This is a genomic window from Rhizobium sp. NLR10b (assembly GCF_019685435.1).
GTDB lineage: Bacteria > Pseudomonadota > Alphaproteobacteria > Rhizobiales > Rhizobiaceae > Rhizobium.
Map to the genome: position 1 here is coordinate 115,794 of NZ_JABDWV010000006.1, position 20,006 is coordinate 135,799.

Consider the following 20,006-nt stretch of genomic DNA (forward strand, 5'->3'; position numbering starts at 1 on the left):
AGTCAGGCCGCTGCGGCCGTCAATTGCATGTCGAGATGCTTGCCATTGTGGCCGGTGATCGTCGCCGGCACAAGTTCGCCGGGACGAAGGCCGGCGGCTGCGACCAGCGTGAAGTTTTCCGTATGGGCCAGGCCGTTGTTTTCAACAAGCAGCCACTGCCGGGTTCCGACCATGCCATCGAGATGGGATTGATGCAGCCTCTGTCCAGTGGCGCGCAGCCTTGCCGCGCGATCCTTGACCAGCGACCGGTCGAGCTGCGGCATGCGGGCGGCCGGCGTGCCGGGACGCGGGCTGTAGGGGAAAACGTGCAGGTGCGCGATGCCAGCCTCTTCGGCGAGCCGCACTGTATTGGCGAACATCTCTTCCGTTTCCGTGGGGAAACCGGCGATCATATCGGCGCCGAAGCTCATTTCAGGGCGAAGGCGGCGCGCTTCCTCGATGAAACGCAGCGCATCGGCGCGCGAGTGCCGGCGCTTCATCCGCTTCAGGATCATGTCGTCGCCATGCTGCAGCGATAGATGCAGATGCGGCATGAAACGCGGCTCGTCGGCAATGAGGTCCATCAGATGGGCGTCGGCCTCGATGCTGTCGATCGAGGAAAGCCGCAGACGACGGATTTCAGGGAGCTGTTTCAGCAGCGTCTTCGCCAGAAGGCCGAGCGTCGGCGCGCCGGGCAGATCGGCGCCATAGCTGGTGGCGTCGACGCCGGTCAGCACGATCTCGCGATAACCGCTGTCGGCGAGTTTGCGCGCCTGATCGACGACCGCACCCATCGGCACGGAGCGGGAATTGCCGCGGCCATAGGGGATGATGCAGAAGGTGCAGCGATGGTCGCAGCCGTTCTGCACCTGAATGAAGGCGCGCACGTGGCCGTCGATGTGCCTTACCATCTGCGGCGCCGTCGCCTTGACGCTCATGATATCGTTGACGCGGAGCTTCTCTTCGGCCGAAACGCCGAAATCCGGCAGGCTGCGATAAGAGGCGCTCGTCAGCTTCTCCTCGTTGCCGAGCACCGCATCGACCTCCCCCATGGCAGCGAAGGTTTGTTTTTCCGTCTGCGCGGCGCAGCCGGTGACGATGATGCGGGCATGCGGATTGTCGCGCCGCGCCCGGCGGATCGCCTGGCGGGCCTGGCGCACGGCCTCGCCGGTTACGGCGCAGGTGTTGACCAGGATGGCGTTGTTGAGCCCGGCCTTCTCGGCCTGCGCCTTCATCACTTCGGATTCATATGTGTTGAGGCGGCAGCCGAAGGTAATGACCTCGATGCCGCTCACTGCGCCTCGACCTCTCGGGTGCCGTCGCGCGACCAGAGGCCGGTCGAAGGATCGACCCGGCCCGACCATTCCCATTCCGCCGGCCCCGTCATGATGACGTGATCGTCACGCTCGCGCCATTCGATGGAAAGTGTCGCCGGCGGCTTGGCGCTTGCCACGTTGATCGTGACCTTGCGGCCGGTGCGGCCGGTGCGCGCCGCGCTGACGGCGGCCGAACAGGCGGCCGAACCGCAGGCAAGCGTCAGTCCCGCACCGCGCTCCCATGTGCGCGTCGTCACCGATGTCGGCGAGGTCACCTGCGCCAGCGTGATGTTGGCGCGCTCGGGAAACATCGGATGGTTTTCGAGTAACGGCCCGAAGCGGGCGAGATCATAGGACATCACGTCCCTGTCCACCCAGAAGATCGCGTGCGGATTGCCCATCGACATTGCCGAGGGCGAATGCAGCACCGGATTGTCGATCGGGCCGATTTGCAGTTCGATGCGGCTGGTGTCGCGGAATTCTTCCGCCAGCGGAATCCTGTTCCAATCGAAGACCGGCCGGCCCATATCGACGGAGATCGTCCCGTCCTCGTGCTCGACGGCATTGAGAATGCCAGCGACCGTCTGGAAGGTGAAGGCCTTCTTTCCGGTCTCGGCGGCAAGCGCCTGCACGACGCAGCGTGTGCCGTTGCCGCAGGCCTGCGCCTTCGAGCCGTCGGAATTCAGGATATCGATGAAGGCATCGGTGCCGTCGGCCTTCGGATCATGGATCGCCATGATCTGGTCGAACTCGGTCTCAGGATCGGCATTGAGCGCGATTGCCGCCACGGGCGTCACCTTGTCCGGCCGCCCACGCATGTCGACGACCAGGATCTTGTTGCCAAGCCCGTTCATCCTCGCGAATTCGACCGTTGCGTTCATGGTATCATTCCGTCCGTCTTTCCGCTGTATATGGCGGAAACGCGAGGGAATTACCAGTGGGTGAGTGCCATGCAAGCCTTGCAGCCGACCGAGGTCTCGGGCCGTCCGGCTTCTACCGCTGTCCGCCGTCGGGCTCGAACGACGCCGCATGCGCCTCGACGATAGCGGCGGTGATGACCTTTCTCAGCTCATAGACCAGCGAGCGGGACCGTTTGCGGTCCAGATCCTGTGCCGCTTTTGCAAGACTAAGGCCTTCGTTGAGAACAATATGATGGGCCCGTGCCAGCGCCCAACTTTCAATATCAGCATTGATCATTCGATATCTCCGCCGGATCATCCGGCATCAAGGATATTCACGAATCATTTTACAGGACGCACTTAAGTGGAAAATAGAATCACAAGCAGAATATTTTGCAACTCGCCTAAATAGCGAATTTGAACTGTGAGCGGGAATTTAACCGCTTGCCCCACGTGGCGCCGCTTCCGAAAAGCCGCCATGCGGCCATCTGCCCGCATTCGCCTTGACTTTCCCGCCGCTTTCCTGTTTATCGCGCCCAATCCGCGACGAGCCACATGACTCCGAGCCGCCGACCGGGACTTCGAGATCCCGGAGGTCAACACCCGACAGCGCGATGCGCCCTCGGGTGCTTTTTGGCTTTGCGTCTTGTTTTCGTCAAGGAAAAGCACGACGTTTCCGGGCATATCGAAGCCGCCCGAAACGTATCAAGGAAGAGCCGATGTTTGAAAACCTCCAGGACCGTCTTGGATCCATTCTGAATGGACTGACAGGCCGTGGCGCGCTTTCGGAAGCCGATGTTTCCGCTGCGCTGCGCGAGGTTCGCCGTGCGCTGCTGGAAGCCGACGTCGCGCTCGACGTCGTGCGCTCCTTCACCGACCGCGTGCGTGAAAAGGCCGTCGGCGCCGAGATCCTGAAGTCGATCAAACCCGGCCAGATGGTCGTCAAGATCGTCCATGACGAACTGATCGAGATGCTGGGTGGCGAAGGTGTGGGCATCGATCTGCATGCGCCGGCCCCCGTCGTGGTCATGATGGTCGGCCTGCAGGGCTCGGGTAAAACGACGACGACCGCCAAGATCGCCAATCGTCTGTCGACGCGCGACAAGAAAAAGGTGCTGATGGCATCGCTCGACACGCGCCGTCCCGCCGCGCAAGAGCAGCTTCGCCAGCTCGGCGCCCAGGCCAATATCGACACGTTGCCGATCATCGCAGGCCAGTCGCCGACCGATATCGCCGCCCGCGCCGTGCAGGCGGCCAAGCTCGGTGGCCACGACGTCGTCATCCTCGATACCGCCGGCCGCACCCATATCGACGAGCCCTTGATGGTCGAAATGGCCGACATCAAGAAAAAGTCGAACCCGCATGAAATCCTGCTGGTCGCCGATAGCCTCACCGGTCAGGACGCCGTCAATCTCGCCCGCAACTTCGACGAACGCGTCGGCATCACCGGCCTCGTGCTGACCCGCATGGACGGCGACGGCCGTGGCGGTGCTGCCCTTTCGATGCGCGCCGTCACCGGCAAGCCGATCAAGCTGATCGGCGTCGGCGAGAAGATGAGCGAGCTCGAGGAGTTCCATCCCCGCCGCATCGCCGACCGCATCCTCGGCATGGGCGACATCGTTTCGCTCGTCGAGCGCGCGGCCGAAAACATCGACGCCGAGAAGGCGGCCGCCATGGCCGCCAAGATGGCCAAGGGCAAGTTCGACCTCGACGATCTCGCCGATCAGCTGCGCCAGATGCAGAAGATGGGCGGCATGGGCGGCATCATGGGCATGATGCCCGGCATGGCCGGCATGAAGGACAAGATGGCCGCCGCCGGCCTCGACGATAAGCTTTTCGGCCGCCAGATCGCCATCATCCAATCGATGACCAAGGCCGAGCGCGCCAATCCCGACCTGCTCAAGCATTCGCGCAAGAAGCGCATCGCCGCCGGTTCCGGCACCGATGCCGCCGCCATCAACAAGCTTCTGAAGATGCACCGCCAGATGGCTGATATGATGAAGATGATGGGCGGCAAGGGCAAAGGCGGCCTGATGAAGCAGATGATGGGCGGCCTTGCCGGCAAGATGGGGCTTGGCGGCGGCCTGGGTGGCATGGGGGGCGGCATGCCCGATCTCTCGAATATCGATCCTCGCCAGCTCGAAGCCCTGCAGAAGCAGGCGGAAGCGGCGGGGCTTGGAAAGCCGGGTGGGGGTATGCCCGGTCTCGGCGGCCTGCCGGGTGGTTTGCCGGGCCTCGGCGGCGCCAAGCTGCCGGGTCTTGGCGGTGGTTTCCCGGGATTGCCCGGCTTGCCGAAGAAGAAGTGAAAGGATCGTTTGCCCCATGATTGATCCAGACGTCAAAGCCCAGCTCGCGAGCTATCGTCAGTCGATCGACAATATCGATGCCGCTCTCGTGCACATGCTGGCCGAACGCTTCCGCTGCACCAAAGAGGTCGGCGTGCTGAAGGCCAAATACAATCTGCCGCCGGCCGATCCGGCGCGCGAGGAATACCAGATCGAACGCCTTCGCCAGCTGGCGAAGGCCGCCAATCTGGATCCGGATTTCGCCGAGAAGTTCCTGAACTTCGTCATCAAGGAAGTCATCCGGCATCATGAGCAGATCGCTGCGGATCACGCTGAACAGAGCGCCGCAGCCCGATAACCCTGCCGCCCTACGAAGCGGTCAAGAACAGCCTAAGGAGTAAAGAACATGGCCCTGAAAATTCGTCTCGCCCGCGGTGGCTCCAAGAAGCGTCCCTATTACCACGTCGTGCTCGCCGATGCGCGCAGCCCGCGTGACGGCCGCTTCCTCGAAAACCTCGGCTCCTGGAACCCGATGCTTGCCAAGGACGATGAGAAGCGCGTTCAGCTGAACGCCGAGCGCATCAAGCACTGGCTCGACAACGGTGCCCAGCCGACCGACCGCGTTCTGCGCTTCCTCGACGAAGCCGGCGTTGCCAAGCGTGAAGCCAAGAACAACCCCGTCAAGGCGAAGCCGGGCAAGCGCGCCCAGGAACGTGCCGCCGAAAAGGCTCAGAAGGCCGCCGACGCCGCCGCTGCTGCCGCCGACGCTGCGGAATAATCGCAACCTTCCTTTCTTAGACGGGCGGCATGGCGACATGCCGCCCGTTTTCGTTTCCAATCGCCCGCACTTCGTTTATGAGAAACCTGTCTTTCGGCTTCACATGAAGGAACCCATGACAAAGCTTGAAAACCCGGTTTTGATGGCGACGATCGGTGGCGCGCAGGGCCTCAGGGGCGAGGTGCGCGCCAAGGCCTATACGGCCGATCCGACCGCGCTCGGCGATTACGGCCTTCTGCACAGCATGGACGGACGCAGCTTCGAAATCCTCGAGATCCGCGAGATGAAGAACGTCGTCGTCGTCCGCTTCCGTGGCATCAACGACCGCAACGCCGCCGAAGCGCTGAACGGACTTGAACTCTATATCGAGCGAGACAACCTGCCGGACGAGGAGCTCGAGGACGACGAATTTTACTATGCCGATCTCGAAGGGCTCGAAGCGCTTGATGACAAGGGCGTCAGCTACGGAACGGTCTCCGGCGTCTTCGATTTCGGCGCCGGCGATCTCCTGGAGCTCAAGGGCCCGGGCAAGCGCCCGGTTCTCATTCCCTTCTCGGAAGCCTCCGTACTGGAAATCGATCTCGAAGCCGGTACGCTGCTGATCGACCCGCTGGCGGCGGGACTGGTCGACGAACCCGAGCTTTCGCAGTTCACCGCCGGCAAGCCGAAAAAGAAGAAATAATGGCTTTCCGGGCACGCGTACTGACACTTTATCCGGAAATGTTTCCGGGACATCTTGGCTTCTCGCTTGCCGGCAAGGCGATGGAGCGGGGGCAATGGTCGCTGGATCTGGTGCAGATCCGCGATTTCGCCACCGACAGACACCGCACCGTCGACGACACCCCGGCCGGCGGCGGCGCCGGCATGGTGCTGAAGGCTGACGTTCTCGCCCGCGCGATCGACAGTGCCGGTGAAAATGATCCCCGGCCGCGCCTGCTGATGAGCCCGCGCGGCCGGCCGCTGACGCAGCAGCGCGTGCGTGAGCTTGCGACGGGTGACGGCGTCATCATCGTCTGCGGTCGCTTCGAGGGCGTCGACCAACGGGTGATCGAGGCGCGCGGACTGGAAGAGGTCTCGATCGGCGATTACGTGCTGTCGGGCGGCGAGCCGGCGGCGCTGATCCTGCTTGATGCGATCATCCGCATCCTGCCCGGCGTCATGGGCAACGATCTTTCCGGCCTGCACGAAAGCTTCGAGGGCGGGCTGCTGGAACATCCCCATTATACCCGGCCACAAGAGTGGGAAGGCCGGGAAATTCCCTCCGTCTTGACCTCCGGCAACCACGGTGCCATCGAGAAGTGGCGCCACCAGGAAGCGGTGCGGCTGACGCGGGAACGGCGGCCGGACCTGCTCGATCGCGCTAAAACCGAGAAAAACGGCTGATTTCGCCGTCCTTTTCACAAAAATGTCGTGTGAGGGATGACAAGCCCCGGCCTTTCGTGTAATGGCGCACGCGGAAATGGGGTTAGCCCCGTCTGCCAGCAAACAAAGAATGGCGAATCCGCTCCCGTCCGCAAGGGCAAACTCCGGAGGCATCGACCGAAGGACAGTGTGAGCGCTCTGGCTGTTTCAGAAGAACCAAAGGTTGAGACGATGAACATCATCCAGCAGCTCGAGGCCGAACAGGCCGCCAAGATCGAAGCCAAGCGCACCCTCCCCGAATTCTCCCCGGGCGACACCGTCCGCGTCAACGTCAAGGTCACGGAAGGCAACCGTACCCGCGTCCAGGCCTATGAAGGCGTTTGCATCGCCCGCTCCGGCGGCGGCCTGCAGGAAAACTTCACGGTTCGCAAGATCTCCTACGGCGAAGGCGTCGAGCGCGTATTCCCGGTCTACTCGCCGATGATCGAAAGCGTCGACGTCGTTCGCCGCGGTAAGGTCCGTCGCGCCAAGCTCTATTACCTCCGCGACCGTCGCGGCAAGTCGGCTCGTATCGTTGAAGACACCGGCGTTCGCGCCCGCAAGCTCAACGACGCCGAGCGCGCTGCTGTCGCCGAGGAAAAAGCCCGTATCGAAGCCGAGAAGGTTGCAGCCGCCCAGGCACTCGCCGCCGAAAAGGCAGCAGCAGAAGCTGCGGAAGCCAAGGCCGCTGCCGAAGCAGCTGCTGCGGCCGAAGCCGAGAAGGCCGCAGAATAAGATCTGCGCAAAATTCTGTTTCTGGAAAGGCGGTCTTCGGATCGCCTTTTCTATTTTTTGCGCTTGCGCATGACCGGCGGCCTTGCCTTCGGCAGGTCATCCGTGACAATTTTGCCGTTCAATTTTGGAGCCGTTCTATGCTGTTTCGTCGCACCGTTCTCGCAAGCTTCGCCGCCCTTGTGCTTGCACCTATAGCCGCATCGGCCGCCGAGCTGCCGGATCTCGGCGGCAAGAGCGTCATCGTCGTCACCGAGAATGCCTATCCGCCGCTGCAGTTCGTCGATCCGAAATCCGGCAAGGCGATCGGCTGGGAATATGATGCGATGAACGAGATCGCCAAGCGGCTGAACTTCAAGGTCGAATATCAGAACACCAGCTGGGACGCGATGATCCAGGCGGTTTCCGACGGCCAGTACAACATCGGCATGACCGGCATCACCATCAAGGACGACCGTAAGCAGAAGGTCGACTTCTCCGATCCCTATATGCGCTCGCAGCAATTCATGCTGGTACGCGGTGATGAGAAGCGCTTCGCCGACGCCAAGTCCTTCGGTGAATTCAAGGACGGCCTGATCGGCGCTCAGCCCGGCACCTCGCCTTTCTACACCGCCGTCTATGAGATCCTCGACGGCAACGAACAGAACCCGCGCATCAAGCTATTCGAAACCTTCGGTGCAACCGTGCAGGCCCTGAAGACCGGCGACGTCGATCTCGTCCTCACCGACAGCGTCGCCGCCAAGGGTTATGTCGATTCCTCGAACGGCGCCCTGAAGGTGGTTGGCGAACCGCTCGGCACCGAGGATTTCGGCTTCATCTTCCCGAAGGGCTCTGATCTCGTCGCCCCTGTCAATGCCGCCATCGCAGCGCTGAAAGCTGACGGCACCTTCGAGGCGCTGAACAAGAAGTGGTTCCTCGACTACAAAATGGGCGAATAATCCCCCGAGCAATGGCGCCACAACCATACCCGCGACAGGAGAAGGAAGACCGCCCTTGGTGGCTGGCCCTCCTTATCCTGATCGGCATCGTCCTCGCAGTCGTCATCGTCACCAACGATATTTATGCGCAGGTCTTCCAGACCGTGGTCAATGGCGCAGGCATTACCGTGTTCGTGACACTGGTCGCCTTCATGCTGGCGACAGTGCTTGGTCTCGGTATCTCGCTGCTTGGCCTGTCCGACAGCATCGTGCTGCGTCAGGTCGCCCGTTTCTACATCGAGATCATCCGCGGCATCCCGATCCTGGTGCTGCTCTTCTACATCGCCTTCGTCGGCGCACCCGGTTTCGTCGCGGCCTATAACTTCATGATCACACCCCTGGTGAAATCAGGCGTTACGGAACCGATTCTGGTGCGCGACCTGTCGCTGATGTGGCGCGCCATCATTGCGTTGATGATCGGCTATTCCTCCTTCATTGCCGAGATCTTCCGCGCCGGTTTCCAGTCCGTCGATATCGGTCAGATCGAGGCGGCCAAGTCGCTCGGCCTGTCGCGCTACCGCCGATTCCGGCTCGTTGTGTTCCCGCAGGCGATCCGGGTCATCCTCCCGCCGCTCTCCAACGATTTCGTCTCGATGGTGAAGGATTCGTCCCTCGTTTCGGTGCTCGGCGTGGCCGACATCACGCAGATGGGCAAGGTCTACGCCTCCGGCTCCTTCCGCTTCTTCGAGACCTACTCGATCGTCACCTATATCTACCTGATCCTGACGATCGGCCTGTCGCTTTTCCTGCGGCGGGTCGAGAAGAAGATGAAGCAGATGCCGCGGCGCTAGAGCACTTTGCCTCCATGCGGACGCGCCAAGGATGCGCTTCACGATTCGAATTGCCGTTTCGATCAAAAATCGCTATATCCAGCGCCATGGAATCCAAGTTCAGTTGCATTGGCGCGCATATTTTCGTGCTGCAGGATCATTATCGCCTGCCGGCGCGATTCTTCGCATGCGTCTCCGGTGCGCTCAACAGCCGACTTCGTTGATCGAATGACGGCCAGCGGAGCCTGATCCGCTTTTTCCGATTTTCCAAAGCTTCCAAAAACGGACTTACCGCCATGAGCGCACCGCGTACCCTCTACGACAAGATCTGGGACGACCACCTGGTCGACGAGCAGGCAGACGGCACCTGTCTTCTCTACATCGACCGCCATCTGGTCCATGAAGTCACCTCGCCGCAGGCTTTCGAAGGCCTGCGCATGTCCGGCCGCAAGGTTCGCGCCCCGGAAAAGACGCTCGCCGTTGTCGACCACAACGTTCCCACCTCGGCCGACCGCCATCTCGGCATCAAGAACGAGGAAAGCCGCATCCAGGTCGAGCAGCTCGCCAAGAACGCCGCCGAGTTCAACGTCGAATATTATTCCGAGAACGATAAGCGCCAGGGCATCGTCCACATCATCGGGCCGGAACAGGGCTTCACCCTGCCGGGCATGACGATCGTCTGCGGCGACAGCCACACCTCCACCCATGGCGCCTTCGGCTCGCTCGCCCACGGCATCGGCACGTCCGAGGTCGAGCACGTTCTCGCCACCCAGACGCTGATCCAGAAGAAGGCCAAGAACATGCTGGTGCAGGTCGACGGCCAGCTGCCGGCAGGCGTCACCGCCAAGGATATCGTTCTGGCCATCATCGGCGAGATCGGCACCGCTGGCGGCACCGGCTACGTCATCGAATATGCCGGCGAAGCGATCCGTTCGCTGTCGATGGAAGGCCGCATGACGATCTGCAACATGTCGATCGAAGGCGGCGCCCGCGCCGGCCTCATTGCCCCTGACGAAATCACCTTCGAATATATCAAGGGCAAGCCGCGCGCGCCGAAGGGCGAAGCGCTGGAACAGGCGATCGCCTATTGGAAGACGCTGAAATCAGACGAAGGCGCTCATTTCGACCGCATCGTCAAGCTGAACGCCGCCGAACTGCCGCCGATCGTCTCCTGGGGTTCTTCTCCTGAGGATGTCGTCTCCGTCCAGGGCATCGTGCCGAACCCGGATGAAATCCAGGACGAAACCAAGCGTGCCTCCAAGTGGCGTGCGCTTGACTATATGGGCCTGAAGCCGGGCACGAAGATGACCGACATCGCTGTCGATCGCGTCTTCATCGGCTCGTGCACCAACGGCCGCATCGAAGACCTGCGCGCCGCTGCCAAGGTCGTCGAGGGCAAGACCGTCGCCTCGACCGTCAACGCGATGATCGTTCCGGGCTCCGGCCTCGTCAAGGAACAGGCGGAAGCCGAAGGCCTCGACAAGATCTTCAAGGCCGCCGGCTTTGACTGGCGCGAGCCGGGCTGCTCCATGTGCCTTGCCATGAACGACGACCGGCTGAAGCCGGGCGAGCGTTGCGCCTCGACGTCGAACCGCAATTTCGAAGGCCGTCAGGGCTTCAAGGGCCGCACGCATCTCGTCTCGCCGGCCATGGCAGCCGCCGCCGCGATCGCCGGGCACTTCGTCGATATCCGCGAATGGAACTGACCCGCCGGGCGGAATGAAAGATAAAGCCGCCCGGTGCGTCTCAGCGCATCGGGCGGCTTCTTATATGGCGCTGTCGGCAGCCGATCGACGGTATTCAGCAACGGCGATCAGAAAGCCGCTGTCATCGGATCCGGCCCCATGCGGGCGCCGGCGCTGTCGAGTTTGGCGATCGCCGCCATGTCGTCGGCATCGAGCTTGAAATCGAACACCTGGAAGTTTTCTTCGATGCGCGACGGCGTCACCGATTTCGGGATGACGACGAGACCGGTATCGATATGCCAGCGGATGATGACCTGGGCCGGCGTCTTCCCATGCTTGTTGGCGATCTCGCCGATGACCTTGTTCGAGATGAATTTGCCTTGGCCGAGCGGGCTCCAGGATTCGGTGGCGATATTCAGTTTCTTGTGAGCCTCCTGCGCCGCCTTCTGCTGGAAGTCGGGGTGCAGCTCGATCTGATTGATGACCGGAACGACGCCGGTCTCGCCGATGATGCGCTCGAGATGTTCGGGATAGAAATTCGACACGCCGATCGAGCGGGCGCGGCCCTCTTCGCGGATGCGCACGAATGCCTTCCAGGTCTCGGTGTAGAGGCCGCGATGCGGCGACGGCCAGTGAATGAGTTAGAGGTCGACATAGTCGGAGCCAAGTTTCTTGAGACTGCCGTCGAAGGCCCGCAACGCATTGTCGTAGCCCTGGTCGGTATTCCTGAGCTTGGTGGTGACGAAGATATCCTTGCGGTCGAGGCCCGACGAGCGGATACCTTCGCCCACACCCTCTTCATTATCGTAACCCGAAGCCGTATCGATATGCCGATAGCCTGCGGCAATGGCAGTGCGTACCGTCGGCGCGGCAATCTCCTGCGGCGTCTGCCACACGCCGAGACCGACCTGGGGAATGGAATGTCCGTCATGGAAAGTGATGATGGGTTGAGCGGTCACAATATATCTCCGGGAGTTTGAAGAATTGGACGAGGCATGGATTGCGCCCGCACCTGCGGACGTCCCGGAACGCATTTCAGCCGGAGCGTCCGGTCACCGGAACCATATAGGTGGCGGCAGCTTGAAGACAATCAGAGGACCCGGACAATCGTTCCCTTTCGAAGGTGGGGCAGAAGGCGGCGCATGTCACGCAGGCTTACGGCCACGCAGCCGGCCGTCGGCTCGTAGCCCGGCCTGATGAGATGGAAGAAGATCGCCGAACCGCGATGGCGCGCCCGCGAGGAAATGTTCCAGTCCATGACAAGGCAGATATCGTAGAGACCGTCGCTGCGCCGCATCTCCTCATGACTTGCCCCGAATGGCGCCCGCACGAGGCGGTTGTAGTTGGCGTTGCCGGGCTGGTCGCACCAGAGCATGTCTGCGCGGATGCGGCGAATGGGAAGCGAGGTGATGAGTTGACCGTTTTGTTCACCGCGCCGGAAACCGGAAATCAGCCGCATCGCCGCGATTGGCGTGGCGCCGTCGCCCTCGCGTTTCAGGATGGTACGGCCCGATCGGCCGATTGCGGCAGGGACGGTGATTGCGCCGAACCGAACGATGGCGCGGCTCTTCTTCCCTGGAGCGGGCCGCACCATGATCGTTGATGGCCGCATGCCCCGGCTCCGCCTTGCTTTTTCCATTTTTCTCGCATGTCTTGCATTGCCTGGTGCCTTGATTGAAATCATATGAAAAGCTGCGCGGCAATAGCCCCGCCGGCCGATCCTTGCCAAAGCTGCAATTTGGCGTAGGACTAGGGGACTTAACTTTGAGGATGCAACGGCATGACCGCACGCACCATTCTTCTGGTGGATGACGACGAGGACCTTCGTCAGACCTTGACGGAGCAATTGTCGCTTTATGAGGAATTCACGGTTCTGCAGGAAGCCAGCGCCGGCAAAGGTGTTGCGACCGCCCGTTCGACGCCGGTCGACCTCTTGATCATGGATGTCGGCCTGCCCGACATGGACGGCCGCGAAGCGGTGAAGCTCTTGCGCAAGGGCGGCTTCAAGGCGCCGATCATCATGCTGACCGGCCACGATACCGATTCGGACACGATCCTCGGCCTCGAAGCCGGCGCCAACGACTACGTCACCAAGCCCTTCCGCTTCGCTGTGCTGCTCGCGCGCATCCGTGTACAATTGCGCCAGCACGAGCAGAGCGAGGACGCGACCTTCACCGTCGGCCCCTATCTCTTCAAGCCGAGTCAGAAACTGCTTACCACCGACAACGGCCAGAAGATCCGCCTGACGGAAAAGGAAGCGGCGATCATCCGCTATCTCTACCGTGCCGAGCAGAAGGTCGTCACCCGCGACGTGCTTCTTGAAGAGGTCTGGGGCTATAACTCAGGTGTAACGACGCACACGCTGGAAACCCACGTCTACCGGCTGCGCCAGAAGATCGAGCGCGATCCCTCCAACGCCGAAATTCTGGTGACGGAAAACGGCGGCTACAAGATCATACCCTAGAGCATTCCGTTTCCCCAAATCACGGAGATGCTCTATCTCTTTGTTTTCACGCAATTCCCGGCAAGAGCGTTTCACGCTTTGCTTGGCAAATCCGCCAGGCACTTTTGCCGGAGTTGCTCTAAGGCGAAAAGCCGGCATGGCGCTGACCGACGACATTCATCTGCTTTCCCAGCTTCCGCTGTTCAAGGACATGAGCGAGGACCAGCTGCGGCTGATCGCCTTCGGCGCCGACCGGCGCATGATCGCCGCCGGCCAGATGCTGTTCCGCCAGGGCTCGCCGGCCGAAAGCGCTTATGTCGTCTTGAGCGGCAGCCTCGAACTCAGCACGATGAGCAGCGACGGCATGCAGCGGGCGGAGGCGGTCGCCGGGCAGGGAACACTGATTTCCGAACTGGCGCTGGTCACCCTGGTGGAGCGCAAGTTCACTGCAATCGCACGCGAGGACACGAGCATCATCCGCATCACTCGCGCCCTCTTCCATCGACTGCTCGAGGAATATCCCGATGCGGCCCGTCTGATCGAAAACCGCATCCGCGACAACCTCGCCGAACTTGCAGCCATGGCGGCAAGCCAGTTCCATCGATTCAGCTGAACCTTGTCAGAAGTCGAAATGCGCTGTCACCGGCACATGGTCCGACGGCCGATCCCAGCCGCGCGCCTCCTTCAGGATCTCGATCCGCTGGAGATGCGGCCCGAGATCCGATGACGACCAGATATGGTCGAGCCGGCGGCCGCGATCGGCCGCCTCCCAGTCCTTGGCGCGGTAGCTCCACCAGGTATAAAGCTTCTCGCTTGCCGGCACGTGCTGGCGCATGAGATCGAGCCAAGCGCCGCGCTTCATCACCTCGAGCAGCCCGTCGGTTTCGACGGGCGTATGGCTGACGATTTTCAGCAGTTGCTTGTGCGACCAGACATCGTGCTCCAGCGGAGCGATGTTGAGGTCACCGACCAGGATGGCGGAGGTGTTAGCCTCGCCATTCGCTTTCAAGAGCTTCATCTCCTCGATGAAATCGAGCTTGTGGCCGAATTTCGGATTGATCATGCGATCGGGCTCGTCGCCGCCGGCCGGCACGTAAAAATTGTGCAGCCGGACACGGCGGTTGCCGCGCTCGAACACCGCCGATATGTGGCGGGCATCGCCGACGCCGCAATAATCCTGCCGGTGATCCTCCGTCAGCGGAATGCGCGAGGCGATTGCGACCCCGTGATACCCCTTCTGGCCGTGCATGATGATGTGATCGTAGCCCATCGCCCGCAAAGGTGCTGCCGGGAAGAGCTCGTTCGGCACCTTGGTCTCCTGCAGGCAGAGAATGTCAGGCCTCTGTTTGAGCACGAGCTGCTCCACGATCGGCATGCGCAGACGTACCGAATTGATGTTCCAGGTGGTGATCGAAAAGCCCATGCCCCATGCCCTCTCGCGTCAACTTCGCATGCCAGTCGAACCACAGAACTGTGGCTCGACGCGACGCACTTTCATGAAAGGGCTTTAAAACAAAGGCGGGCAGGAAGAAACCGGCAGCGTGCAAAAGCCCCAGTCGATCAACCGAAAACCCTCAGTCTCGAGAAGCTGCCGTGCCCGGAATGCTCTCATAGGGCACCCGGAAGACCCGGTCGTCGAACTGCACACCCGTCTTGACGTTGAAGATCATCACCGACGTATCCTTGCCCTGGTTGTCGGTGATCGTCCACTGGCGCAGATCATAGGTCTTCGGATCGAACATCATGGTGATCGTCGAGTTTCCGAACACGGTATTGTTGCCGAGCGCGATCGTCGTCAGGTCCGACTCCTCCTTCACACCCTTCACCATGCCGGCCGAAAGGTCGATATGTTGCGCCAGGAGCAGGCTGAGCGGAGTCTTCGAGAGCGGATAGAGATCCCAGGTCTTGAGCTTAGTATTGCCGATGGCGACGTTCTTGCCGTCGGCGATCACCCGCATTGGCGACGGATCGTCATAGTTGAAGCGCAGCTTGCCGGGACGCTGGATGAAGAACTTGCCGCCGGTCTGCTCGCCGCGCGGACCGAACTGGACGAATTCGCCCTGCATCGTCGTGACGCCGGAGAAATGATCGGCGATTGCCTGCGCGGTGCCGGAAGCGGGCGCTGCCGCTTGTGCGATGGCGCTGAGAGGGACGGCGCTCGCCACAGCAGCGACGGCGAAAGCGCCGAGAAGATCGCGGCGCGTCATCGCCAGGCCGGAGAGGAAGGAATCGGAGTTACGCATCTAAATCTCCTTAATGCGATCTGCATGCCGCCGAAAGGCGGCGTCTTCAAGGCGTTGCGATCGGCGCGCGAAAAGCAGCGACATCGATGCCACCGCGTTTCCGCCAAAAGGGCCTCATCAGAAATATATGGCGCTTGTCTCAGCGGTCGAGGATGTCGCCCTCGGTCGGAACGAGGATTTCTCGTTTGCCGGCGTGGTTGGCCGGCCCGATGATGCCTTCCTTCTCCATGCGCTCGATCAGCGACGCAGCGCGGTTGTAGCCGATACCAAGCCGGCGTTGAACGTAAGAAGTCGAAGCCTTGCCGTCGCGCAGCACGATGGCGACGGCCTGATCGTAGGGATCTTCCGAATCCGAAAGGTTCGACGTGCCGGCCGGACCGCCGCCGCCGTAATCGCCGTCCTCTTCGTCATCGGCGGTGATCGCATCGAGATATTGCGGCGAGCCCTGCGTCTTCAGGTAGGAGACGATCTCTTCCACCTCGACATCCGAAACGAACGGGCCGTGGACGCGCTGGATGCGCCCTCCGCCCGCCATATAGAGCATGTCGCCCATGCCGAGCAGCTGTTCGGCACCCTGTTCGCCAAGAATTGTGCGGCTGTCGATCTTCGAGGTGACCTGGAATGAGATGCGGGTCGGAAAGTTCGCCTTGATCGTGCCGGTAATGACGTCGACCGATGGACGCTGGGTCGCCATGATCACGTGGATGCCGGCCGCACGCGCCATCTGCGCCAGGCGCTGGACCGCCCCTTCGATGTCCTTGCCGGCGACCATCATCAGATCGGCCATCTCGTCGATGATGACCACGATATAGGGCATCGGCTTGAGGTCGAATTCCTCGGTCTCGTACATGGCCTCGCCGGTATGGCGGTCGAAGCCGGTCTGCACCGTGCGGGAGATAACCTCGCCCTTCGACAGCGCCTGTTCGACGCGCGTGTTGAAGCCGTCGATGTTGCGCACGCCAATCTTCGACATCTTCTTGTAGCGCTCTTCCATCTCGCGCACGGTCCATTTGAGCGCGACGACGGCCTTCTTCGGATCGGTGACAACAGGCGAAAGCAGATGCGGAATGCCGTCATAGACGGAGAGTTCGAGCATCTTCGGGTCGATCATGATCAGCCGGCACTGTTCCGGCGTCATGCGGTAGAGCAGCGACAGGATCATCGTGTTGATGGCGACCGATTTGCCCGAACCGGTGGTGCCGGCGACGAGCAGATGCGGCATCTTGGCGAGGTCGGCGATGACGGCTTCTCCGCCGATCGTCTTGCCGAGCGCCATGGCGAGCTTGGCCTTGCTGCCGTCGAAATCGCGGGAGGCGATCAATTCGCGGAGATAGACGGTCTCGCGCGTCTGGTTCGGCAATTCGATACCGATCGCATTGCGGCCCGGCACGACGGCGACGCGGGCGGCAATGGCGCTCATCGAGCGGGCGATGTCGTCGGCGAGGCCGATGACGCGCGACGATTTGATGCCGGGCGCCGGCTCCAGTTCGTACAGCGTGACGACCGGGCCTGGGCGGACGTGAATGATCTCGCCCTTGACGCCGAAATCCTCCAGCACACCCTCGAGCATGCGGGCATTCTGCTCCAGCGCATCGGCCGACAGTGTCGAATCGCGCACCACGTTCCTGGGCTCGGCGAGCAAATGCATCGAGGGAAGCTGGAAACCCTCGGGACGAATGAACGAACCCTGCGCTTCCCGTTCGACCCGGGCACCGGGCTTCGGACGCGTGATCGCCGGGACGACGCGTGGTTCCGGCTTGGCGGCGGCTTTTGCCGGCGCACGGATCGTCCAGTCGTCATCATCGTCGTCGGGCAGAATGTCGGCCGGACGCGGCGGCATGTCGGTATCGAAGGGCGGATCGCCGTCCTCATCCTCGTCGTCGATGGAAAGCGACGGCGCGGCGACGACGCGGCGGGGCGAAGCCGAGCGCGGCTCCATCGATGGCTCCAGGCGCTCGCCGCGGACGGCCGGCGCTTTGGGGCGGACCGGTTCGTTCAGTGTGCCGAATTCATCGTCGTTGAAATCATAAGGCGACTCGAAATCGCCCTGGCGCCGCTGGCGCGGTCCCATGCCGAAGAGCCGGCGCAGCCGGCCCTGGCTCATGAACCATGCATGCGTCATGGCGCCGCTGAACGCAACCCAGCGCGATTCGTCCTCTTCCTCGTCCTCGTCTCCGACCACCCGCGCCTTGCTTGTTGTCTCGACGTAATCGTCCTCGGTTTCGTCATCGGCGCTGCGGCCGACGAGGCCTGATGCGAAGAGCATCATCCAGGCTGTGGGTACAGCAAAAATGCAGCCGACGACCATGGCGAAGGTGCCGGTTGGATAAGCGCCGACGAAGAGTGCGGGAAAGCGCAGGATCATATCGCCGATGACGCCGCCGATGCCGTTCGGGATCGGCCAGGTGAGCGGCGGCGGAAAACAGCCGATGACGGCGGACGAAAGCACCGAGCCGGCAAGCCAGGCGCCGATGCGGACGGGAATGCGGTCGAAGCGACGACCGGAGATCATCGTCAGCGCCCAGGCAACGATCGGCAGCATCGCCACGACACTGGCAAGCCCCAGAAACTGCATGACGATATCGGCAAAGGCGGCACCGCTGTAGCCGAGAACATTCGTCGGCAGGTTGGCGGTGGCGTAGGAATAGCTCGGATCGGCGACATTCCATGTCGCCAGCGCCGCAACTGAGAAGGCCAGCAGCAGAAAGATCGCAAAGCCGATGAGTGCCTGGATCTGCCGCAGCATGAATGCCGAGAAGGAGAACCGATCCGGACGGCCATCCATTGCCGGCGACGTGCTTCTTGCCATGTGTCTAACCCGTCCAATGCCTGAGGGCAGGCGAATCGCCGAAGCCTCGCCATGCCAAATGCGTCCGCTCTACCTAACCAGAGCGGGGTTAAAGTGATGTTAACCATGCAAGTACCGGCACGCATTCCGGCCGATAAAAGAAAAAAGCCCGAACCTTTGAAGGTCCGGGCCAAATGCGGTCTACGAGCTTTTCCGGGTCTAACCCGGAAAAGCTCGAGGTAGGCCGCGACGGGCCGTGTGGGGCGCCCTCATGCGGGGCGCCCGAAGCCGATGTTACGAGTGATAGGCGGCTTCGCCGTGGGTCGAGAGGTCGAGACCTTCGCGCTCGGCTTCGACGGAGACCCGCAGGCCGATGACGACGTCGACGATCTTGTAGAGGATCGCCGAACCGATGCCCGACCACAGAAGCGTGGTGAGAACACCCTTCGCCTGGTTCAGGACCTGGGTTGCCGTGCCGGCATAGGTGGCGGCGAAGTCAGCCGTCGAATAGTCGACGATGCCTGCACCGCCCAGCGCCGGATTGACGAGGATGCCGGTGCCGAGAGCGCCGATGATGCCGCCGACGCAATGGACGCCGAAGACGTCGAGGCTGTCGTCATAGTTGAACTTGTTCTTCACGACGTCGACGAAGAAGTAGCAGATCGGCGAGACGACGAGACCGAGAACGATCGAGCCCATCGGGCCGGCAAAACCTGCCGCCGGCGTGATGGCGACGAGACCGGCGACGGCACCCGAAGCGCCGCCGAGCATCGAGGCCTTGCCGCGGGCGAGGCTTTCGACGATGCACCAGGACACGGCGGCGGCGGCCGTCGCGACGAAGGTGTTGATCATGGCAAGCGATGCGTAGCCATTGGCTTCGAGGTTGGAGCCGGCGTTGAAGCCGAACCAGCCGACCCAGAGCAGCGAGGCACCGACCATGGTCAGCGTCATCGAATGCGGGGCCATGATTTCCTTCTTATAGCCGGTGCGCTTGCCGAGCATGATGGCGCCGACAAGGCCGGCGATACCGGCATTGATGTGAACGACCGTACCGCCGGCGAAGTCGATTGCGCCGTAAGAGAAGATCAGGCCGGCCGGTGCGCTGTAGGAGCTCGGGCCGCCCCAGAACCAGACCATGTGCGCCATCGGGAAGTAGATGAAGGTGACCCAAAGCACGACGAAGAGCATGACCGCCGAGAACTTGACGCGTTCGGCGAAGGCGCCGACGATCAGACCGGGCGTGATGCAGGCGAAGGTCATCTGGAAGACGATGAAGGTGTATTCGGGAATGGCGACGCCCTTCGAGAAGGTTTCGGCGAGCGACGAGGTGTTGACGCCGGCGAGGAAGGCCTTGGAGAAGCCGCCGATGAAGCTGTTCAGCGAACCGCCGTCGGTAAAGGCGAGCGAATAGCCGTAGGTCACCCAGATCAGCGACACGACAGCCGTGATCATGAAGACCTGCATCAGCACGGAGAGCATGTTTTTGGCGCGCACGAGACCGCCGTAGAAAAGCGCAAGGCCGGGGATGGTCATCAGAAGGACGAGCGCCGAGGAGACGAGCATCCAGGTATTGTCACCCTTGTCCATGGTGAAGGCAGGAGCAGCGGCTGGCGCGGCAGTCTCCTGCGCAAAAGCGACGGCCGGCGCAAGAAGCGCGGCCGATGCTGCGCCGACCCGCGCAAAGGTGGAAGAAAACTTCGAGATTGACAT

Annotated in this window: 19 protein-coding genes and 1 pseudogene; 11 read left to right on the forward strand and 9 right to left on the reverse strand. The window is 62.0% G+C overall.

Annotated elements, in window-relative coordinates; translation table 11 throughout:
• Nucleotides 1-2: 2 nt before the first annotated feature.
• From mtaB to HJB91_RS11460, 3 genes are all read right to left on the reverse strand, one after another.
• Nucleotides 3-1,274, reverse strand: coding sequence for a tRNA (N(6)-L-threonylcarbamoyladenosine(37)-C(2))-methylthiotransferase MtaB (gene mtaB, locus HJB91_RS11450; RefSeq protein ID WP_221154769.1), 1,272 nt, complete (start codon nt 1,272-1,274; stop codon nt 3-5).
• Nucleotides 1,271-2,176: a diaminopimelate epimerase gene (gene dapF, locus HJB91_RS11455; protein ID WP_221154771.1), complete on the reverse strand. Its 906-nt coding sequence runs from the start codon at nt 2,174-2,176 to the stop codon at nt 1,271-1,273. The genes mtaB and dapF overlap by 4 nt, the downstream gene beginning before the upstream one ends.
• A gap of 112 nt (nt 2,177-2,288) precedes the next feature.
• Nucleotides 2,289-2,513 carry a hypothetical protein gene (locus HJB91_RS11460; protein WP_042119085.1) on the reverse strand — a complete coding sequence of 75 codons (225 nt, stop codon included), beginning with the start codon at nt 2,511-2,513 and terminating at the stop codon, nt 2,289-2,291.
• A gap of 400 nt (nt 2,514-2,913) precedes the next feature.
• Between HJB91_RS11460 and ffh the strand changes: the two genes are divergently transcribed.
• The 9 genes from ffh (at nt 2,914) to leuC (ending at nt 10,843) form a co-directional block, all read left to right on the forward strand.
• On the forward strand, nt 2,914-4,500 hold the full coding sequence (ffh, locus tag HJB91_RS11465; RefSeq protein ID WP_210633015.1) for a signal recognition particle protein: 1,587 nt from the start codon (nt 2,914-2,916) through the stop codon (nt 4,498-4,500).
• 16 nt (nt 4,501-4,516) lie between these two features.
• The gene (locus HJB91_RS11470) at nt 4,517-4,837 is read left to right on the forward strand and encodes a chorismate mutase (protein WP_011427149.1); all 321 of its coding nucleotides are present in this window, start codon (nt 4,517-4,519) and stop codon (nt 4,835-4,837) included.
• A 48-nt stretch (nt 4,838-4,885) separates the two neighbouring features.
• Nucleotides 4,886-5,257: a 30S ribosomal protein S16 gene (gene rpsP, locus HJB91_RS11475; RefSeq protein WP_037116834.1), complete on the forward strand. Its 372-nt coding sequence runs from the start codon at nt 4,886-4,888 to the stop codon at nt 5,255-5,257.
• Between the two features lie 115 nt (nt 5,258-5,372).
• Nucleotides 5,373-5,939, forward strand: a complete 567-nt coding sequence (rimM, locus tag HJB91_RS11480) for a ribosome maturation factor RimM (RefSeq protein ID WP_210633016.1) — start codon at nt 5,373-5,375, stop codon at nt 5,937-5,939.
• Nucleotides 5,939-6,640 (forward strand): tRNA (guanosine(37)-N1)-methyltransferase TrmD, encoded by a 702-nt coding sequence (gene trmD / locus HJB91_RS11485; protein WP_210633017.1) that lies wholly within the window; start codon nt 5,939-5,941, stop codon nt 6,638-6,640. Before rimM ends, trmD begins: the two co-directional genes overlap by 1 nt.
• Before the next feature lie 210 nt (nt 6,641-6,850).
• Nucleotides 6,851-7,393, forward strand: coding sequence for a 50S ribosomal protein L19 (rplS, locus tag HJB91_RS11490; protein ID WP_064805537.1), 543 nt, complete (start codon nt 6,851-6,853; stop codon nt 7,391-7,393).
• A 137-nt stretch (nt 7,394-7,530) separates the two neighbouring features.
• Nucleotides 7,531-8,328 carry a basic amino acid ABC transporter substrate-binding protein gene (locus HJB91_RS11495; RefSeq protein ID WP_210633018.1) on the forward strand — a complete coding sequence of 266 codons (798 nt, stop codon included), beginning with the start codon at nt 7,531-7,533 and terminating at the stop codon, nt 8,326-8,328.
• Nucleotides 8,329-8,339: 11 nt separating this feature from the next.
• Complete coding sequence (locus tag HJB91_RS11500; protein WP_221154773.1) at nt 8,340-9,158, forward strand: amino acid ABC transporter permease; 819 nt, start codon at nt 8,340-8,342, stop codon at nt 9,156-9,158.
• 275 nt (nt 9,159-9,433) lie between these two features.
• Nucleotides 9,434-10,843, forward strand: a complete 1,410-nt coding sequence (gene leuC, locus HJB91_RS11505; RefSeq protein WP_221146137.1) for a 3-isopropylmalate dehydratase large subunit — start codon at nt 9,434-9,436, stop codon at nt 10,841-10,843.
• Nucleotides 10,844-10,950: 107 nt separating this feature from the next.
• Here leuC and HJB91_RS11510 read toward each other — a convergent pair.
• Together HJB91_RS11510 and HJB91_RS11515 are read right to left on the reverse strand one after the other, a co-directional pair.
• Nucleotides 10,951-11,781, reverse strand: a pseudogene (locus HJB91_RS11510) (aldo/keto reductase).
• 131 nt (nt 11,782-11,912) lie between these two features.
• The gene (locus tag HJB91_RS11515) at nt 11,913-12,434 is read right to left on the reverse strand and encodes a L,D-transpeptidase (RefSeq protein WP_221146139.1); all 522 of its coding nucleotides are present in this window, start codon (nt 12,432-12,434) and stop codon (nt 11,913-11,915) included.
• 168 nt (nt 12,435-12,602) lie between these two features.
• Here HJB91_RS11515 and HJB91_RS11520 point away from each other — a divergent pair, with 168 nt between their 5' ends.
• Together HJB91_RS11520 and HJB91_RS11525 are read left to right on the forward strand one after the other, a co-directional pair.
• Nucleotides 12,603-13,286 carry a response regulator transcription factor gene (locus HJB91_RS11520; RefSeq protein WP_210633023.1) on the forward strand — a complete coding sequence of 228 codons (684 nt, stop codon included), beginning with the start codon at nt 12,603-12,605 and terminating at the stop codon, nt 13,284-13,286.
• A gap of 136 nt (nt 13,287-13,422) precedes the next feature.
• Nucleotides 13,423-13,878 carry a cyclic nucleotide-binding domain-containing protein gene (locus tag HJB91_RS11525; protein WP_221154774.1) on the forward strand — a complete coding sequence of 152 codons (456 nt, stop codon included), beginning with the start codon at nt 13,423-13,425 and terminating at the stop codon, nt 13,876-13,878.
• A 6-nt stretch (nt 13,879-13,884) separates the two neighbouring features.
• Here the strand turns inward: HJB91_RS11525 and HJB91_RS11530 are convergent, their stop codons facing one another.
• The 4 genes from HJB91_RS11530 to HJB91_RS11545 all read right to left on the reverse strand — a co-directional run bounded on the left by HJB91_RS11530 (nt 13,885) and on the right by HJB91_RS11545 (nt 20,006).
• Nucleotides 13,885-14,688 (reverse strand): exodeoxyribonuclease III, encoded by an 804-nt coding sequence (locus HJB91_RS11530; RefSeq protein WP_221146140.1) that lies wholly within the window; start codon nt 14,686-14,688, stop codon nt 13,885-13,887.
• A gap of 151 nt (nt 14,689-14,839) precedes the next feature.
• Complete coding sequence (locus HJB91_RS11535; protein WP_210633026.1) at nt 14,840-15,508, reverse strand: outer membrane lipoprotein carrier protein LolA; 669 nt, start codon at nt 15,506-15,508, stop codon at nt 14,840-14,842.
• A gap of 139 nt (nt 15,509-15,647) precedes the next feature.
• Nucleotides 15,648-18,317, reverse strand: a complete 2,670-nt coding sequence (locus HJB91_RS11540) for a DNA translocase FtsK (RefSeq protein ID WP_221154776.1) — start codon at nt 18,315-18,317, stop codon at nt 15,648-15,650.
• Nucleotides 18,318-18,590: 273 nt separating this feature from the next.
• The gene (locus HJB91_RS11545; RefSeq protein ID WP_221154778.1) at nt 18,591-20,006 is read right to left on the reverse strand and encodes an ammonium transporter; all 1,416 of its coding nucleotides are present in this window, start codon (nt 20,004-20,006) and stop codon (nt 18,591-18,593) included.